Origin of the sequence: Methanogenium sp. MK-MG, from assembly GCF_009914725.1 — an archaeon.
Classification (GTDB): Archaea; Halobacteriota; Methanomicrobia; order Methanomicrobiales; family Methanomicrobiaceae; genus Methanogenium.
The window spans coordinates 1-19,380 of record NZ_JAAAWJ010000033.1; the positions used below are offsets into that span (position 1 = coordinate 1).

Genomic DNA, 19,380 nt, shown 5'->3' on the forward strand with positions numbered 1-19,380 from the left:
TAGGTACCGAATGAGTACGTGCAGAAAATTATTGACCGATCTTTGAGTGGCTGGATAGGGGTTTCCAGTGGAAATATTCCTTAACCGATGACGTATGGATGAAGATGGACAAACGCCTCTCTCTGGACAGAACCTGTTTTGCACTGAATGTGCAGTTAAAATCCAATGAAATATCTTTGGATAATTTCCGGTATGAACTGCCTGAAAACAAAAAAGGCAAGCTTAAAGCTCACAATGCAATAGGGGATGCGGGCCGAATCTTTTTAACATACAAGGAACTGAACAGATCGGATAAAGAAGTAAGAAACAGGATAAGGCAGTATTTCGGACGATGCAGGGAGTATACCGAACAGCAGGACAATGCCTGATAGTAACGGTCCTGTTTTGGTTCAGTAGGCATGCCTGCATGCACCGACCGGATGCATGACATAAACGGGGGCTCCTGCATCAACCCTGTTTTTTGTCACCCTTTCATATCCTCTTCGACCCCCTGTACTGGGGAATCAGGGGTCAAACCGGACGTATTTTCGGAACATTTTTGCTGCAGGAAAAATCTGGATTTAATGCCATTTATTTGCTAAAATGACCATTTATTACAGACTATTAAAGGGTCGATATTGACAGGTATTTTGAGAGGATGTATGGGTTATCTCCGGTTGAGATCGGCCCGCTCCGGGCTTCTGTGTGGACATATTTTTCCCGGGCGCAGGCCATTTTTTGGGGTTATTTCCCTTCGGGTCTGAACGTTCAACGACAGGATTTCAATAGAGCCGATAATCCAAGAGTATTGAAGATTTTAATCGACTATATCTTCGTTCAATGAAAACATGATTGATTAATGGAATGGATAATCACACTTTCGGGAGAGGAACACAGACTTAAGGAGTTATCGAAAGTATTCGACACTTTGGATTTCTGTATACAGGAGGACAATAGTAGTTATGTTCTAAAATCAGAGAGATTTATGGATCTTTCCACCGAACAGGAGGTCAGAGAACAAGCAGAATATCTGTTACAATTGCTCAGAGGCCCCTCAAAACTTGTTCTGGGTAATGGTTCCGCGATAAAAATTTGTCATATTACACAGGTTCATGATGATGGGACAAAGCATTATTACGTCCGTGCAACGTCCATTTCATCATCCACCACCTCAATTAAAGTCGAAACAATAAACCCTGATGGAACTGTTGAAGAGTATCATCCAGCAGATCCTGTCAGAAATTGGATAATTCTCTCACAAAAGGATCGGGCCGTCAAAATGATGTTTGAACAATTGTCTGATGATTTTGAAAATTGGTACGGATTATACAAACTCTTTGAAATAATTCGGGAAGATGTTAGGAATATTCCCAAAAAAGGCTGGTGTACGCCAAGAGAATTGAACAGATTTACACAGACTGCCAACAGCCACGAGGCCGTGGGTGTGAAGGCCAGGCATGCAAAAAAGATCCCGGCACCTCCTGATCCAATGTCATTACCGCAGGCAAAAATATTGGTCAAAAAAATGATTACAGAATGGTTACAGGAAAAATCAATACAATATGGTCTATAATTTAAAATCCACTCTAAATGCCTTTTGCAATATGTTCGGTTAAAGTTCCTCAAAGATCCCGCCTAGTCTTGGGAGTGTCAGGGTGAGAAATGGTATAAGGCAGAATTGAATTGACCGGGATGATGATTTTTTTTATTTCTTCACTTATCCGGAACTCCGCAGAGACCATCTTACCCACCCGAACCGGCCCTCCTGACAACTTCTCTGATGCTGAGAGCCCGAATGTCTCCATCCCCGATTACCACAACCGTTCCCTCCACGGTGCGGGCGAGGTTGCCGGGGCGGATATCTCTTCTTCTCTTTGCTACTTGGCCTGCGTGCTGTAAAAAAATGGGTTCGTTTTCTCTCAAAAACCTACTGCATAACTCTCATCCACAACTGCCGAGACCGGGACACCAGCCCCGACCCACCAGTCGTCCACCGGGAGGACATAGTCGAGGCGCTGGCCTTCACCCATCTTGAAAAACTCCAGAGGAGTGGGATGATCCTCCAGCGGGGTGAGCGGGGCGAATACCGGATCAGCTACCGTGGGTATGAGGTGCTGAATACGGTTGCGGAGTTATTTGGTAAGCTGGAGTGATCGTTTCAGATCATAAGTTTCAGGTCTTCTTCCACAGTGGTATTCGCCCGGATGCCGAAGTTCTCTACCAGCACATTCAGGACACCGGGTGAGATGAATGCCGGAAGTTTTGGCCCGAGTGTGATATCTTTTATCCCGAGGTGCAGGAGGGAGAGAAGCACAAGCACTGCCTTCTGTTCATACCAGGCAATATTGTACGAGATGGGAAGTCCGTTCAGGTCGGTTCCGAATGCATCTGCAAGGGCCTTTGCGATGACCACCAGAGAGTAGCAGTCATTGCACTGCCCTGCATCAATGACACGGGGAATACCTCCGATATCACCGAGGTCAAGGTTGTTGTAGCGGTACTTGGCGCATCCTGCGGTAAGAATGACGACATCCTGAGGGAGTGCCTTTGCAAACTCGGTATAGTATTCCCGTTCCTTATGCCGTCCGTCACAGCCGGCCATGACCACAAATCCCTTGATCTGACCCTGTTTCACTGCATCAATCACTGTGTCTGCAATGGAAAGAACAGCGTTGTGGGCACATCCGGTGATCAGTTCATTCACATATCCGTCCCTCTTTTCGCTGATGTCTGTCGGGGGTTTGCATGCCTTTGCACGTGCAATCACGTCAGAGAAGTCCTTGTTTCCTTCTGCGTCTTCGTAGATATGTTTTAAACCCGTAAATCCGGTTGGCCCTGTGGTGTACACCCGGTCACGGTATGACTCTGCGGGCGGCACAAGGCAGTTTGTGGTGACGAGGACCGGGCCGTTGAAGCTGTCAAATTCCTTCTTCTGGTGTGGCCATGAGCCGCCGTAATTTCCAATCAGATGAGAGTAATTTTTTAACACCGGGTATGCATGAGCAGGAAGCATCTCACCATGGGTGTAGACGTCCACACCGGTGTTTTCGGTCTGAACAAGAAGCTGTTCGAGATCTTTTAAATCGTGCCCGGTGACAAGAATGCCCGGATTTGTGCAGGGAGCGGTTGCAACAACGGTGATCTCCGGATTTCCGTATGCGGACGTGTTTGCGCTGTCGAGGTTCTCGAGCACTTTAACACCGATTTCACCACATTTCAGAACCCATCCAATCATCTCATCCGTTTCGAGATCTTCGAGTGTTGATGCAAGTGCCTCTTCCATAAACCGGGTGACGCCATCGTTTTCATACCCGAGGGCAACAACGTGATAGTAGTAGGCACCCACGCCTTTCAGGCCGTAGACAAGAAGTTCGCGAAGGGATCTGACATCCTCGTTTTCCGTTGCCAGAACACCGGTTTCTGTGCCTTTCTTAACTGCATCATCGATTGCTGCCGGCCTCCAGGTGCAGGCATCATGCGTGCAGTCGCCTTCTGGAAGTGAGTCCCGGATTGCAATTGCCTGTGTAATCAGTGAATATAATCGTTCGTTGTCAAAATTCACATTGGTAAGAGCTGCAAAGAGAGACTCTGCAATTAACAGTCCGGCCCTCCTGTCGTCTTTTCCCGTCTTCCGTGCCTCAATATTTCTCAGGGAAAGTCCCTTGATGGTATATATGAGGCAGTCCTGAAGTGCTGCAGTTGACTCTTCTTTGCCGCATACCCCCTGTACTGTGCATCCGCATCCCTTTGCGGCCTCTTCGCATTGATAACAGAACATTTTTTTCACTCCCGTAGTATATTATTGATACAAGATATCTATTTGATACTAAGTTATAAATACCAGAGAGTTTCTCATAATATACCATGCACCCGGACTGCACGGTCTACAAAACCGCCCTCTACCTGACAAAAAAATGGTCGTTACTGATAATATTTGAACTCTATAAAGGGGAAGACTATACGCGAAGGTTTTCTGAATTAAAAGACTCACTTGATGGGATCACAGCAAAAGTGCTCTCCCAGCGATTAAAAGAACTGGAAGAGGAGGGGCTTGTGGGGAGACGGGTTGATGCAGAACACTTCCCGGTGAAGAGTGAATATTATCTGACAGAGAGTGGCCTTGGTCTGATTGATGTCATTAAACACCTCAAGCAATGGGCGTTAAAGTACAAAATTGACAACATTGATTGTGGAAATCAGAACTGCAAAGATTGCATATTATGATTTTTCGGATCTCAGTATCTCTCACATTGAATAATCAGAATATCATAGTCAATCAAAATAGTGCAATAATTTTTGCATGTGAATCGATGGCAGAATGAGGGTCGGACAGAGGGGGTGGAGATGACATATCTCTGGATATGGGGATGATTTTCATACTCCCGCTGAGCTTCCACCGGGCAGCAAAAAGGTATTTATTCTTCCGATTACATTCTACCCATTCTCAAACCTTCCCATGACGTGGAGATATGGAAGGCGGGAATCATGGTGGGTGGACTGTTTTCCATTCGCATGGGGTGTGAAGCGGGCTGTGATGCTCCGGCGATATCTTCCGGGAATCTCTGCAGCATGCCGGTGACACCGGGAAGTGAGGTGAAGAAAAAATGATAGAATTACTGCCAGAAAGCCACGGTGCTGTGCTCGGATTCCGGTTCATCGGCGAGATCACGGATGAGGATTATACTGAAGACTTTATGCCGGTGTTGCGCCGGACGATTAAAAATTACGGACTGATACGACTTTTTATTGATATATCTGATATCCAGAGCGAGGATATGGGGGCGATGGACGACGATGTCAGGGAGGACTCAAGAGTGCTCTATATCGAGCGGGAAGCGATCATTGGTGATGAGGTCTGGGAGAGGCGACTGAACTACGTTGACCATTTCTTCATCTTCCCCAATACTGATGTCCGGTTTTTTCGTGTCGCTCGTCAGGATGAGGCATGGAACTGGGTATGCGAAGGTATGCAGCAGAAACCCGGCATGCGGATGGCGTTCCACTAATCCGGTATTTGCCGCAACGTGGGGTTCCCGTGACGATTGTCTTGTCCAAATGTGGTGAACCGCTCTTTTTTTGTTGGAAGATTTTATGCAGCCGTCGGGTCACAACACACACAGCCCCTGCAGTTCGGTGCAGACGGGATCACAACATTGGCAGTTTTCGATATCGCATCTCATCACCACTCATCGCGACAGGAAGTTGATCAATGGCTCTGCATCGCGTTTGCGACAGATTCAAAAAAGGCCATTATGGATATATTTTTAAAAAATAGCAAGATTATGACTTCCAATTTATTCGAAGTCAAAGGTTTGTTTATGTATTCTGTTTGACAACTATAGTGTATGGTAAAGAAGAACGACCGAAAAACAGGCATGTCATTCCTGATTGGAACAGTTCTTGTTCTGGGAATATGCCTTTTTAGTGCCGGGTGCCTTTCCGCATCCCCCGACACGGATGGGGACGTAACAACTGCAGTGCCGTCACTGCCCGGGACCGACTGGCAACTGAAATCCTATAACAACGGGACAGATGGGATGGTCTCTGTCATCGCAGGCTCGGAAATTACCCTGATATTCGATGAAGAAGGTGGTATCGCAGGCTCTGCCGGTATTAACAACTACTTCGCGTCCTACGAAACCGATGGCAATGCACTCTCATTCGGAGTATGCGGGAGCACCATGATGGCAGGCCCTGAAGATCTGATGATGCAGGAGAGCACATACCTGAAACTGCTCAGCGAAACCGCCTCATTCAGTGCTGAAGGAGATGAACTGAAACTCTACGATTCAGACGGGAAGGTCCTGCTTGTCTTTGAGAAGGCCGTGCCACCGGCACCTGAACCCCTGACCGGAACCACGTGGGAGCTAACCTCATACAACAACGGCAATGAAACAATCGTCTCTGTCATCGCAGGAACAAAAGTCACACTGATCCTTGATGAAGACAGCGGAATTTCCGGCTCTGCAGGGTGCAACAACTACTTCGCGTCCTACGAAACCGATGGCAATGCACTCTCGTTCGGACCTGTTGGTGCAACAAAGATGTTCTGCGATGAACCCGAAGGGACAATGGACCAGGAGGGCACATACCTGAAACTCCTGGACACGGCAGCAGGCTACGTGATTGAGGGAGACTGCTTAACACTACAGGACTCGTCAGATGAGACCATACTGACGTTCACCGCAGCAGAGTAAGAACCTTAAAACACACACCTTTTCACCTCAAATACTTTTTTTGAACACAAAAGGACAACCGGAAACGGGGTCCTGTGACAACCAGAACATCTGCAATGCAGATGGTTTTTTTTGTATTTTAATCAGGAACGGTGAATCTGTCTGGGTTTACGATACGATGCAAAAAAGGAAAATACGGTTTCTGTTGGAATCACTTTCTCTTCAGATACAGAATCAGTCCCATGCATACCGCCGGAATGACAAACAGGAACGGTGCCGGTGTCGGTTGTGACGTGGGTTCACTTCCTGTCTCTTCCGGTGCCGGTGTCACAGCTGGCGTGGTCTCTTCTGCCACAGGTGACGTATCTTTTGTATCAGAAGTGCCTGTTCCTACAATCGCAAACAAGCCGAATCCCGGTGCTTTGGCCTCTGCAACCACTGAATTTTCATCTTCTCCGGTCACGTTTACCAAAAGTTCAGTCCATTCATTGGAAGATTCGTCATAATACAGCATTCCGGGTAGGGCATTGTTCTCTTCAAGCCAGGTTTTTGGCATTCTGAATGTATAGACAATCGTTGAGAGGTCAGAATCTTCTGCCTTATAGAGTTTAGAGAAGTCATACTCATAGACTAAGGCATCGGGTTGCATATCCTTCAGGACACCCGATTTCTTCTCAATGGTCACCATAAACTCTGGAATATCTGTTGCAGGCCAGACGGTAATGTCAGTGACTGCGGTGTTGTCCAGACTGACGGATACCTGTTCTCCTGCGTTCAAATCGAGTATCAGGCCAACACCGGCATTGGAATTACTGCCGCCGCTCCCGGAAGATACGGACGGAGATGCTGCCGCTGGCACGGAAACCACGCCATACACTGAAAATCCATCGGTGGTTACCCGGAATACTGAATTTTCACCTGAAAAACCAACAAATTCCGGCGTATACGAAACGCTTGTGCCGTCATCCAGCCAGCGTATGATTCGTACACATTCATTTCCGCCGATTGAATTCACCCACGACGTTTGCACTGAGAAGTTGATTGTGGCTTCCTGAATGGATGAATAATTCGTAAATCCGGATTTTGTGAAGTACACTGTGTAGGCTATTTCTCCCATTTCAGGGCATGCAAGGGTGAAGGCATTGCGTGCGTCCGCGGCGATGTCTTTACTGATGCTGGTCTCAATTCTGGCATCACTCTGGTAGTCAGTCATGGTGACGGAAAAATCAACTGCTGCTCTGCCGATATCGCCACCAATGGTCGCATTGACTGCAGGTGGGATCATGGTAACGCCTGTTACCGTGCCCGTATAATTCCCGTTTTGGTATTCGGGTGCGTTTTCGGTGTTGATTATCAGGATCGTCCGGTCTGATTTTATAACGGTAAGAATATTGTCAGGCGTGCCCGCCTCACCACCGGCATCTCTCACACGGGATTCATTAACGAGAATCTGCTGGCTGTTCCCGTTCGTTGTGATCACGGTGCCGGGAATATCCAGTGTTGATGTTTCACCGGCAATTTTTTCAGGCACCTGCTGGATGACCGTTATTATTGTTGATGCACTCTTCTCTCCCACACCATCCTGTGATAACGTAAGCACGACGGTATATTCGGTATCAGGCATAACGTAGGTGTGGTTAATACTCACGGAAGTGACGTCTCCAAATGAAGACGAGGTATACGGAGCGGTGCCGTCACCAAAATCAAGTGTTAAGGAATCGGGGTGCCCCTCCCATCCGGCAATGAAAAGGATATCCTGGTTTGCTGGTGTGAGTTGCGGGGGAATTAATACAGGGTTTGCAAACCCTCCGTCAACGGCAATCTCACTTCCGTCGGCAATGTTGATTGGGGGAAGGGTCGTCAGGGAGTAGATGTTTCCTGACGGGTCTTCTGCATGCTGGGACAATATTGACTGAACATTGAGCTGAGGTGTACTCAGGCCGGGTTCAACCGCATAAGAGCCGGATAATTCATCGTACACTGCTAACTCGATGATTTCAAGACTATTGCTCCCCATACAGGCGACATATGCGTGGTTTCCGGAAACGGATACTCCGATCGGCTCCGACATCCGTTCGCTGGAAACAGAAGCCGCTTCCACCGGATGTTCCGGGTTGGATATGTCAATGACTTCAAGGGTATTAGAGTACATGCAGGCAACATAGGCATAATCACCAGTTACGGAAATGCCAAATGCACCTGCTAAATTATCACTTGAAATGGAACCAGCTGCCACCGGGTTTTCCGGATCGGAGATGTTGATGATCCCAAGAGTGGCGGTTTCCATGGAGGTAACATAGACATAATCGCCGTTGACGAAGACACCGGTTGCACCTCTTAAATTGTCATTTGAAATATTACCTGCTTCCACCGGATTTTCCGGACTTGATATGTTTATGATCTCAAGCACACCGGAACTGCTGGAGGGGACGTAGGCATAATTGCCCCTCACAAAAATGTCATATGACTCAGACAAATTATCATTTGAAATGACTCCTGCTTCCACCGGGTTTTCCGGGTCTGATATGTTAATGATCTCAAGGGAATTTCCATCCATTGATGTCACATACGCATAATCGCCACTGACGAAAACACCGGATGGAGAATCTAAATTACCACTTGTAAAAGAACCGACTTCAACGGGACTGGCGGGACTTGAGATGTCAATGATGTCAAGATAATCGGAATCTGAACCGGCTACATATGCATAATCACCTTTGACATAAACGCCAAACGCACCGTTTAGTCTCACGTTTGAAATGGAACCTGCTGCCACAGGATTTTCCGGTCGGGAAATGTCAACGATCGTAAGGGAGTCTCCACTCATTGATGTAACATATGCATAATCACCACTGACAAAGACGCCTGCCGGACTCCTGAGAGTATCGCCTGAAATACGACCGACAGAAACCGGGTTTATATCAGAAAATGAGAGTGTGTCCAGGGTAATTTCTGCATCTGTATTAAGAGTGATTACCACACTACTGCCGGATTGTAGTTCTTCGGAATATGTTGCACGTATATCGATTATTGAGCCAATTCCATACTCACCATCCGGTGAGGTGGATGTGAATGATAGTAATTCAGGCGGGATTTTGTCAATGATAGTAAATCCATCGTCCATCTGCCCTGTTTTTCCGTCCGGGTTTGTGACAACAACGGTCATGCTGCCTCCCCGGGCGTCAGTGAGATCAAACGTACAGCTGATCTGAGTGCCAGAATCGTCAACAATTACATCTGTTGCGGGTATTTCAGTCTGTTCTCCCCATAGCAGTGTAACCGCAGCCCCTGATTCAAAATAGCTGCCTTCAATTTCCATTGCAACGGTTCCGGTGTTGTCACCGGCTGACGGGGTGACTAAGTTGATGACCGGGGAGGCTGTGACAGAGATATAATTTAATTTTGTTTCAGTGACCTAATCTGAACCATCGGATACGGTTAACGTGACATCAAATTCTCCTTCTTCAATATAGGTATGGGTGGGATTTTTTTCATATGATGATGGTGTGCCGTCACCGAAATCCCATTCCCATGAAGATATTTCAGCAGAATCCGTATATACATCTTCAATGGCAGCATCAGTCCGGTCGTCATCAGCGTCAGATGGTATTTTAATGTTATTCGCTGTGTCTGCTGTATCCACGGCATCTATCGCAGCTGTGGCAGACGGCCTTTCGGAAGTAATCCTGTTTACCGGCGTTACGGTCTTTGATGTTCCGTCATATTCAAGCACTTCCCAGTATGATTCATCGCCGAGGGACGACTGAGGAGCAAAATAGGTGCCTGTACAATTTGAACCCTGATAGATATTGACGGTTGCACCGGCAGTTGTCCATGTTCCTGAACCACTGAACCAGTGGATGGTATACCGGTATGTACCCGGATAACTCTGACTGATTGTCATCGTTTCAGGGCCGTAGGAAGATGTATCGTCAACATCAAGCTGTGCATATGGGATTTCTGTAAGGGAACCCTTGTTTCCATAATATATCTTGTGTGCTGTGCCCTCAATTTCAGGCGTGAACAACCAGCTGTCAAGGTCGCTGGGATTCTCACCCCATGTCAGGACGGCCGTTAAATCATTGGCTGTTCCTGCGGGCATCAGGACCGGATGGACAGAAACGGTGCTTCCTGCCGTACACTCAATGTCATAGACGAGATCAATATATCCACCGTATATCACGGACAGTTCCTGAGAACTGGCAGAAGAGAGATCGTAAAAACTGACATCCAGTGGCGTATCTCCACTTAACGGTGAAGCACTGAATTCCACTGACAATCCTCCAACGGGGACGTCGGTGATGGTGAATTCACCATTCATATCGGAATCTGCACTTTTTCCTCCGACAGAGATGAGCGCACCTTCCAGTGAGTCACCGGTCATTGCATCTACGATTCTGCCTGTTACCGTGCATGTTGCCACGTGTTCGGCCAGATCGGAAATGGCAGAAAGAGTAGTATTTGCATCAACAGGATGCGTTGCATTGTCAGCTGCACCGGCATCCGACACTTCCGGTTCATTCGCTGCTGGCGTATTCACTGCGCCATCCTCTGTAATGTTGCATTCTATGAACTCGGTTTCATTACTACTCCCTGCATCAGGGTAATTCTCATATGCGGCAACAGGGGACATAAAAATCCCAAATATCACTGATATGAGCAGTAAAATCATAATTCCATTCTTTGACATATTTAATCACACACCATTCTGAATATTTCTATCCGAATCGGTAGTAATTTGAAAATCCTGTGGGATATAGTTTTTTAAGGGTGTATGGGTATTTTTCTGTCCTTTTAGATAAAAATAAAGAAATCAGAGGGGTTATTTATTATAGGATAAGTATCCAAACCCACAATCTCATGGCACATTGATAAACTCCGTTCAGGAAATCTGGTAAAAATAGAGAAAGACAGGCTGGGACAGAACTAAATCTGTCTCGCCAGAACGACAATTTATTGACCAAAATAGACTTGATTAGTGCCATTTAGTTAATCAAAGGGATAAAAATTGGCTTATTGTCGACATCAAATAGGGTTGTGTCCCAACCTGAAGAGAAGAATTACCATCATTATTTTCCAGAGGAGACGGCGGAATTTTTTGTAAACAATAACTCAGTCGGATAGGGGGAGGTGTTACCATCTTCCCATTATATGACTCAGTTAGTGTCCGAGAATAAATACACCAATCATATGAAATCATCTCCTGAAGTCATACGTGACAGTCTTGTGTAGCTGATGTTCCTCCTAAAAATCAGGTCTCAGATTCCGGGTGATGAGCACCAAAAATGCTGTTTGCTCTCTCTTTCTCCTACAGCTGCGGTGTACGATACCTTTCAATTGGGGCAAATGCCCGGCATCTGGTTAAGCAACGCATAAATAACCCCCAAAAGGGTCTGCACTCCGGAAAAACGCGTCCACACAGAAGCCCGGAGCGGGCCGTTCCCAACCAAAGACAGCCCACAACATCCTCCCAAAATATCCGCCAATAGCGACCGCTCAGTATTCCGCAATAAATCGTCATTTTAGCAAATAACAGGCATTAAAGCCGTATTTTTCCAGCAGTAAAAAAGAGCAGAAAATACGTCCATTCCGCCCCCCAATCCCCCCAAACAGGGGGTCACATAGGGTGGACACAGGGTTACAAAAAACAGGGTGAGGGATTATCCCGTTATTTCACCGTTTTTGATTCCTTCTTCAGCGTCATGACAATAACGAAGATAAACATCAGGATAACAAAACAGGAGATATAAAATCCGGTTCCTGTAGCACCTGTTGCGATATTGAAGACATTTGCAATAATTGCAACCAGACTTCCAATGAAAATAGCGAGCTCTATTGGAGTATACCCTATAAAACGTACTTCACACCGTTTTTATTTATGCATATTGCTATGCTGCCATTCCGCATGTCTTCTTTCAATAAAACTATTTTGATAGTATATTGCTGAATAATTCTTTTAGGCAGATGGATAGTGTTGAGGATAATTGCCTAAAGTGCAGATTTTAATGTGGGTGAATGAATAGTGAAACACATAAACTCTCACCAGTGAAATGATCAAACCTGACAACCAAAGGAGCAGGCTTCATGGAAGAAGAGATCATCAGATATGACAATGTATCCGTCGTATTTGATGGAACCACCATTATCGAACATTTTTCACTTGCCGTATGCAAAGGTGATAAAGTCATACTCAGGGGAATCTCAGGATCAGGCAAATCGACCCTTCTGAAGATGGCACAGGGGTATACCAGACCGGATAACGGCATGGTTTCGTACCGAAAGCATGAGATTGATGCAGATACTGCATGGCACATACGGCAGGAAACCGCATACATTTCACAGGATTCAGACATTGGGGAAGGAACCGCCAGAGAATTTATAGACGGTGTCTTTGCATACTCCGCTAACCGGACAATTCCCTACCGGGACTCTCTGAACAAATATCTCACCCTGTTTTCCCTGGACGAGACAACCCTTGACAAAGATTTCCGCTCACTTTCCGGAGGAGAAAAACAGAGAATCGCCATTATCATCGCACTGCTGCTTGAACGAACAGTCTTTTTCCTTGATGAAATCACCGCAGCCCTTGACAGCCAAATGAAAACAACGGTTGCAGACTATTTTCTCTCTCATGAGGACTGGACCGTGATTGCCATATCACACGATGAGGTCTGGTACCGTCAAGAGGCCCGTATCATCCCCGTCGGAGGCATCTGAAGAATGGCCACACCTGACATCCCTATATCAGGACTCTTCTTTGCCTTTCTCCTGCTTGCAATTCCTGTTCTCATCATGCACAAAACCCGCCTTCCGATGATGCGGGAAACTGTCTGGTCCTTTCTTCGGATGTCAGTTCAGCTGGGCCTTGCAGGTATTTTTCTGACCGTTCTCTTTGACTATAACAATCCCCTTTTGAATGTGCTCTGGTTATGTGTCATGATCACGGTTGCAGCATATGAGTCAGTGCGAAAACAGGAATTAAACATAAAAAAACTCTACCTCCCGACCGTTGCTGCCTTTGTCATTACAACCGTTCTCTCTCTCGTCTATTTTGAGATCCTGATTATCCAGGATGGCGGGATAGCTGAAGCCAGGTTTCTGATACCCATTGGCGGAATGCTGTTGGGAAACTCCCTTGGAGGGACCATCATCGCAGTCTCTCTCTTCTATAGCGACCTGCGCAGAAATGAAAACCGGTACATCTCAGGGCTTTCATTCGGTGCACAGAGAACAGAGGCACTTCTCCCGTATTTCAGGACCGCATTGAAGTCCGCACTCAAACCCTCTCTGGGCAATGTCGCTGTGATGGGAATTGTATTTCTCCCGGGCCTGATGACCGGACAGCTGATTGCAGGCCTCTCCCCGATGACAGCGATAACCTATCAGATTGCACTGATGCTCACCATATATACGGCCACAACCGTCTGTGTCACCATTGCCATCATTCTTACATCGTACATCAGCTTCGATGAATTCGGCATGCTGAAGAAAGATATATTTCTCAGGAAATGAGAAAACAAGAAGGCCGTCCTGTCCTTCAGGCCGGACTTTCCAGGTCCAGAAAATCAAGGACCCACCGGATACATTCGTCCATATTCAGATTCATAAAATCTTCCCCGATTCCGGGTTTTGTCTTCAGTTCTGTTTTCTCTTCTGGCATCAGATAGTTTTTCCAGAGAGGTAAAAAATAAAAAAAGTGTCTCAGTTCTCTAAGGAAGGGTCGTTACAATCTTCTCCCTGTTTAATTGTGTTATCTGGAAATAATTTAGCTTCATATTTTTTACCAACGTACACATACACATAGTAAACTAATGAAACAACGCTTGTCACTGGTCATTGGCATTTTTATCATAATGGCACTTTCCAATGCTATTGTGCCGGTTCTTCCGGAATATGCAGATGAAATGCCCGCCCTCCAGGGCATTATCTTTTCAGCATACTTTTTTGGTGCATTTGTAATGGTCATTCCGGCAGGAGTGTTAGGTGACAGATATGGTCGCAGACCATTTATTATTGCAGGCCTCCTCCTCACCGTATTATCCGGGGGCATTATTCTGCTGGTCTCAAACCCGTATGCAGTTACTGTCGCACGGATTGTCGAAGGAATCGGTGCAGGACTGTTTGTTTCCTGTGCACTCTCCTGGGTTAATATACAGCCCGACCATACCCGTCTCTCCGGCCTGTATTTTGCTGCCTTAAACGCCGGACTGATCGCCGGACTGATGGGGACAGGTATCCTGAATGCCCATTTTGGCCAGAATAGTGGGGTGATGCTCTTTACAGGACTTGTATTTATACCCCTGATTTTTTCATTCTTTTTATCAGATACAAAAAGTGAACCTACAGACAACATACCCAAGATCCATACGATTGGCTGGAGAAACCGGTGGCTGTATTTTTCATCATTTATTCTGATTGGGATTTCAGGTGTTCTTGTTTCATTATATCCGGAATTTACAGACGAAAGTCCATTTATTCTGGGAATGCTGTTTGCAACAATGAATGCCGCAACGATTTGTAGTTCACTGATTGCCCCACATCTATCTCTTCAGCCGATACAGACAATACGCATGGCGTCTGCACTGGTGGGAATGGCAGTGATTTTTTCATTCGTTGCACCAGTCTATGTGGGAATAGGGGGGGTATTTTTCCTGTTTATGGTAATCGGAGCCTCAATCGGATTTGTTTTTGTCTCTCAGATGAATTACCTTGCAACCAGCGAAAAACTACAGGGAACAGCAATAGGCCTTTTGACCGCCGCATCATATGGCGGAATGGCAGTGTTGCCGTTTATATCCGGCATCCTTACGGAATTTATTTCCTATGCTGCTACATTTTTTGTCAGTGGTTTTTTCTGCCTGCTGGTTACCGTAACAATCGCCCGGTGCAGGTGTGCCCTTCCTGAATAATCAAGCTGTTTAATACCAACCATGATCACCGTCGTTGCTCCAAAATTATGAAGAAAACAGGCAGAAAGTCCACGACTTCAGTCGGGGAGCAGTCACCATACCTGCCTGCTATACCAATTCTGATTTATTTTGCGAGAGGGAAACAGACTTTATTATCTCCTCAATAACCGAAAAATAGCTATTAACATCAATATTCAGTGTTTCTTTAAGATAACCCGCTTTTTCCACAGTTAACTCGTATGAACCACGTCTCAAATACAAAGAGACATTGCCGCATCCACTCGTGGTATATGGCGTATCATCAATTGTGATACGTGCTTTTTCAATGGGCTGTCCTTCAACATCTCTTACAATAATTTTTACCATTCCTTCTTTAAGGGAATCCGGAATGTCGATAAAGAGCTTCTTCTTTGTAAGACCAGGCCTGACTGAAATCGTTTTTGACTGTTGCGGCTCAAGGTCAACAGAGATATAGATAATATTCTGATCAAAATACTGTCTTGTCTTTTCGATTTCTCCATTGTCAACAACGTAGACACCCTGGTCCAGCATTGGCATTCGCACAACGAAAGTCACATCCTCTGCCGGCACATCATTTTCATTAGTCACAGTAATTATTGCTTCATCCATTTCAAAGGAAGAATCGAAGGCAATCTGCTGTAGATTTTTGAAATGACTGGCAATTTCTTCAGGTTCGGCGATAGTCAGACCATAGTCCTCTGCATAGGAAACAATGTCCTGAAAATTCTGGGAATATATTGGATCTTCCACATCTCCAGGCCGCATAAGAAACAGCGCCATGTCATCGTTTGCAGAGACACTTCTGATCACATTTTTCCAGTCAGAAAAGAATTCCTGCCTGGTATAACGGCTTGACAAAAACTCAGTCCTGGGCTCTGATTCCGGCAGAATAACAGTTCCCGTCGGTTCTCCATGGTAGTATGCCATCTGAGGATGGCGCAATCCTTCACAATACATAATATTTTTATAAGGAGAGTTTACCGCAACAGAGATTGTGTAAGGAATCCCTCTCTCCCCGTCATTAAAAACTGAATTAAGTGTATTTCTAAGCCGCAGAACCCCTGAAACATCCGTATATTCGATACTATTGTTACCTGTTGCAAAGGTGTCAATTTTTCCGTACCTCATTGTATTTCCACCCAGGTCATACCCACAAAGGATCAACGGAATAATTGCATCAGGATATGGATGCAGTGCAATTCGGTTTTCATTTTCAATATGCTGTTCAGCAATATCCTCACTGCCAACCGATATATACTGAGTAAGATGAAGAGATGAACCCGGTTCAACCATTTCAAAATTACCAATACTGAGTGAACTATAATCATATGCCGTGGACCCTTTGTATGAAATATATCTGGGATACGGGGCAGTATCCCCATATTTAATATATAATCCGGAATCGCCATCTGAAAGGTAGAACACTTCATAAACATCATCAATATCCACCGCATCTTCTGAAGGATATATCTCCTTTTCAAGCCTTTTCAGGGATTTTTTCAGGACCAGAGTGGATGCAGGCATAAAGAGATTTGTGGAAAAATATGCTTTCATTACAGGTGCATCACTTGTAGAAAGCCTGTCATTTGAAATAGTAAATTCTCTTTTAATCATTTCAGGCAGGAATGTATATATTACGGTAACGGATGACCAGTCGTTAATTCCCCGTTCATCTTTAAGAACGGTGCGGTAAATGATCTGGTTTTCTACCACCTCCCTTGTAAAAGTCTCATCAAAGAACGTATATGACTCCAGATCATCACTATTCCCCAGCCAGGAGATTCGGGCCATCTCGTACATCACACCTTCCTGAAGGTAATTCCGGGAAATATCGCCAATAGATTTAATCGTTGGCGTTTGCTGATCAATGATCACTTTATACGATTTTGATTTTATCTCAATGTTTGATCCAATATTATTGATTGACAACTGTTCATCGATGTAATTCCCATCATCAGGACTGTTTGATTGTTTAAAAAAGGCATATATTCCAAAATCCCTGCTTGAAAATATTTTATCAAGGGACTGTTGTGAATCAATAACTACCCCTTCATTATCACTATTAAGATTGTTGATCAATTTTTCAGATATTAATACATATCTGGTGCCAAAAAGTGAATAGAGGTCCATCATGTGATTGCCGTTTTTATGGAAATAGATGCCATTTAAAAGTCCAATAAAAGTACGGGTCTGCGTACCGGATGCAAGTCCGTATGATACATCCATTTTTTCAGTATACACAGGCACAGTGCGGTATCCATATCCCGCGACTTTTTCATTCTGGTTCCCTGTACCCGACAGCCATTGCATCCCCTCAATTATATAATCATCACCGGAAATCGAGGGCAGATAATATCCATTACCAATTACCGGAGTGACAATGATTACAGAAAAAATAAACACAAACAGAATTGTTATTGCCATTTTGCTGTTTTTAAGTTTAGTTTTTAATACCTGAACAATATACCAGAGGCCCAAAACAGCAACAACCGGGATTATTATGTAGAGATATGAAATTTCTCTGAGAGCACCGGTAGTGCCGGTTATTCCTTCTGAAGCCTGTATAATTGCTGGCGCAACTGTTGTCAGAACCACTGTTACCGCTAAACATTTACCCTTCAGATCAAGCCGGAAAAATCCAATGATGCCAAGTATTACATGAATCGGTCCGATCCAGAATGGCGTTGTCAAAAATGAATGAGACATTCCTGTCGAAGGGATGATGGCAAATTTTCTTTCATTTGAAAATCGTGAATAATGCTGGGAAATCTCATTTCCCAGAAAGACAAGTAGACTTCCTACTGCAAAAATAAATGCTGAGCAGATAATCACATAAACAAATTCATGATTTATGAAGAGATTGTTATATATCACATTGCTCAGTTCATCCGCAAAAAATATGTGAAACTTGCTCGAAAGGAAATTACCAGGGGTCAAAAAGAGTGTTGCTTTCGCTGCATACTGTTGATAGAGATGAGGAAAAAATTTTACCGCAATCCAGAAGAAAAGAAACGTGCTTGATGACAATATGAACAGTGGACGGGAAAATTTTCTCCCAAACAGGCAATACATCCAGAAAAAACCAATGGAAAATATCATGAGATAAATGAGAGTGCCGGTGTGACTCAGCGCTATTACAAAGACCGTCATTAGCATGAGAAACAAATTTTTTATGGTGATTTCTTCAGAATAAGAGGTGTATATTGCAAATAATAAAAAAGGCAGAACAAATGTTGACGGCCGAAAATTGTTCACCGTCAGCACAACGCTGGGCATAGAAAACAGAAACAAAACGGCAAATATTTTTTGAGATTTTGTTTCGAGAAAAAGGCCTGAAAAGATAAAATAGGTTATTGCAACAATTCCCAAAAACAATGCACTGAATACATAGGCAGTGAAATCAGGTTCAAGATTGCCAACTTTCGCGAGAACGGCAATAAACAACCATGAACCAAAGGGATAATTGAAAAGATTGTCCTCGAGATGGGGATTCAACACCTTTTTTCCCATTTCTTCATAAAAATCAAACAGTGAATCCGTTGCGTACATTTCCTGTGTGTGAAAAATATGGGTATACGTATCTGTTCCAAAAGGACGGCCAAAATACAATGAAGGGATAATATATGCGATTAACAGGACTGCAATAAGAAAAAGCAATAATATAAAGAAAGATCTGTCTTCAGCATAATATGAATGAATTCGCTTAAAGCATCCCGTATTTTTCAGCCAGTTTAAGCTTTTTAATCCCATAATTACCCTTTTTTATTATATTTTTGTTTAAGAAATTAATCCCCGGTGCCTTTTTTAAAATACTGGATTCAACTCATCTTTCATGAGTCCCCAACATCATGATAACCTGATACCCCATCTATTATTGTAATATATTAATGTGATCCACAATATTTCATTCAGGTTAACAAAAACAAACTTTATTATATGTGTGGTGACTGTGTGGAAGCATGAAGAACACTTACGATATAATATCCACCACTATTACAAAAAAATATTTATTCTTTGCAATCTTAGTTCCAATGACTATATTTTTCTCATTCTCAGCATCAGCAGCATCGCACCCAAACCTCTTGTTCTCAGACATTACCGGGGTTCCCGGATACCAGTACAGTTCATCTTCACCATGGAACTCCTGGGAAGCAGCCATCATCAGGTCAGCAGATGCCTCGCTCTCACGCGATTTCTCCAACCCGGACTGGTCATCATATAACCGGATTTCCTACCGGAGTGGATTTGCAAGTGACCTCGGTCTTGCCTACCAGATCACAAAAGAACAAAAATAC

The 19,380-nt window shown here is 44.7% G+C and carries 15 protein-coding genes; 10 read left to right on the forward strand and 5 right to left on the reverse strand.

The features are described from left to right. Positions 1–104 precede the first annotated feature (104 nt). The 3 genes from MKMG_RS06440 to MKMG_RS06450 all read left to right on the forward strand — a co-directional run bounded on the left by MKMG_RS06440 (position 105) and on the right by MKMG_RS06450 (position 1,878). The gene (locus MKMG_RS06440) at positions 105–368 is read left to right on the forward strand and encodes a hypothetical protein (protein ID WP_165076714.1); all 264 of its coding nucleotides are present in this window, start codon (positions 105–107) and stop codon (positions 366–368) included. Positions 369–838: 470 nt separating this feature from the next. Further along, positions 839–1,552 (forward strand): hypothetical protein, encoded by a 714-nt coding sequence (locus MKMG_RS06445; RefSeq protein ID WP_165076715.1) that lies wholly within the window; start codon positions 839–841, stop codon positions 1,550–1,552. A gap of 119 nt (positions 1,553–1,671) precedes the next feature. Then, positions 1,672–1,878: a hypothetical protein gene (locus MKMG_RS06450; protein ID WP_165076716.1), complete on the forward strand. Its 207-nt coding sequence runs from the start codon at positions 1,672–1,674 to the stop codon at positions 1,876–1,878. A 259-nt stretch (positions 1,879–2,137) separates the two neighbouring features. Here MKMG_RS06450 and hcp read toward each other — a convergent pair whose 3' ends face one another. Next, positions 2,138–3,757, reverse strand: coding sequence for a hydroxylamine reductase (gene hcp / locus MKMG_RS06455; protein ID WP_165076717.1), 1,620 nt, complete (start codon positions 3,755–3,757; stop codon positions 2,138–2,140). 86 nt (positions 3,758–3,843) lie between these two features. Between hcp and MKMG_RS06460 the strand changes: the two genes are divergently transcribed. The 3 genes from MKMG_RS06460 (at position 3,844) to MKMG_RS06470 (ending at position 6,176) form a co-directional block, all read left to right on the forward strand. Further along, the gene (locus tag MKMG_RS06460; RefSeq protein ID WP_165076718.1) at positions 3,844–4,203 is read left to right on the forward strand and encodes a helix-turn-helix domain-containing protein; all 360 of its coding nucleotides are present in this window, start codon (positions 3,844–3,846) and stop codon (positions 4,201–4,203) included. Between the two features lie 380 nt (positions 4,204–4,583). Further along, the gene (locus MKMG_RS06465; RefSeq protein WP_165076719.1) at positions 4,584–4,985 is read left to right on the forward strand and encodes an STAS/SEC14 domain-containing protein; all 402 of its coding nucleotides are present in this window, start codon (positions 4,584–4,586) and stop codon (positions 4,983–4,985) included. Positions 4,986–5,324: 339 nt separating this feature from the next. Beyond that, a complete protein-coding gene (locus tag MKMG_RS06470; protein ID WP_165076720.1) occupies positions 5,325–6,176 on the forward strand; it encodes an META domain-containing protein in 852 nt (283 codons plus the stop codon). Between the two features lie 190 nt (positions 6,177–6,366). Here MKMG_RS06470 and MKMG_RS06475 read toward each other — a convergent pair whose 3' ends face one another. Next, positions 6,367–9,474 (reverse strand): PGF-pre-PGF domain-containing protein, encoded by a 3,108-nt coding sequence (locus tag MKMG_RS06475; RefSeq protein WP_165076721.1) that lies wholly within the window; start codon positions 9,472–9,474, stop codon positions 6,367–6,369. A gap of 96 nt (positions 9,475–9,570) precedes the next feature. After that, a complete protein-coding gene (locus tag MKMG_RS06480; RefSeq protein ID WP_165076723.1) occupies positions 9,571–10,695 on the reverse strand; it encodes a PKD domain-containing protein in 1,125 nt (374 codons plus the stop codon). Positions 10,696–12,239: 1,544 nt separating this feature from the next. Here MKMG_RS06480 and MKMG_RS06485 point away from each other — a divergent pair. Both MKMG_RS06485 and MKMG_RS06490 read left to right on the forward strand, forming a co-directional pair. Continuing rightward, a complete protein-coding gene (locus tag MKMG_RS06485) occupies positions 12,240–12,872 on the forward strand; it encodes an ATP-binding cassette domain-containing protein (protein ID WP_165076725.1) in 633 nt (210 codons plus the stop codon). 3 nt (positions 12,873–12,875) lie between these two features. After that, positions 12,876–13,667 carry an ABC transporter permease gene (locus MKMG_RS06490; protein ID WP_165076727.1) on the forward strand — a complete coding sequence of 264 codons (792 nt, stop codon included), beginning with the start codon at positions 12,876–12,878 and terminating at the stop codon, positions 13,665–13,667. Positions 13,668–13,692: 25 nt separating this feature from the next. Here MKMG_RS06490 and MKMG_RS11665 read toward each other — a convergent pair whose 3' ends face one another. Next, on the reverse strand, positions 13,693–13,815 hold the full coding sequence (locus MKMG_RS11665; RefSeq protein ID WP_256366069.1) for a hypothetical protein: 123 nt from the start codon (positions 13,813–13,815) through the stop codon (positions 13,693–13,695). A gap of 151 nt (positions 13,816–13,966) precedes the next feature. Here MKMG_RS11665 and MKMG_RS06495 point away from each other — a divergent pair, with 151 nt between their 5' ends. Further along, positions 13,967–15,064: an MFS transporter gene (locus MKMG_RS06495; RefSeq protein ID WP_165076728.1), complete on the forward strand. Its 1,098-nt coding sequence runs from the start codon at positions 13,967–13,969 to the stop codon at positions 15,062–15,064. Positions 15,065–15,172: 108 nt separating this feature from the next. Here MKMG_RS06495 and MKMG_RS06500 read toward each other — a convergent pair whose 3' ends face one another. Then, positions 15,173–18,634 (reverse strand): hypothetical protein, encoded by a 3,462-nt coding sequence (locus MKMG_RS06500; protein WP_165076730.1) that lies wholly within the window; start codon positions 18,632–18,634, stop codon positions 15,173–15,175. Positions 18,635–19,116: 482 nt separating this feature from the next. Between MKMG_RS06500 and MKMG_RS11430 the strand changes: the two genes are divergently transcribed. Continuing rightward, the coding region (locus MKMG_RS11430) for a hypothetical protein (RefSeq protein ID WP_216842880.1) at positions 19,117–19,380 on the forward strand (264 nt) is incomplete at its 3' end.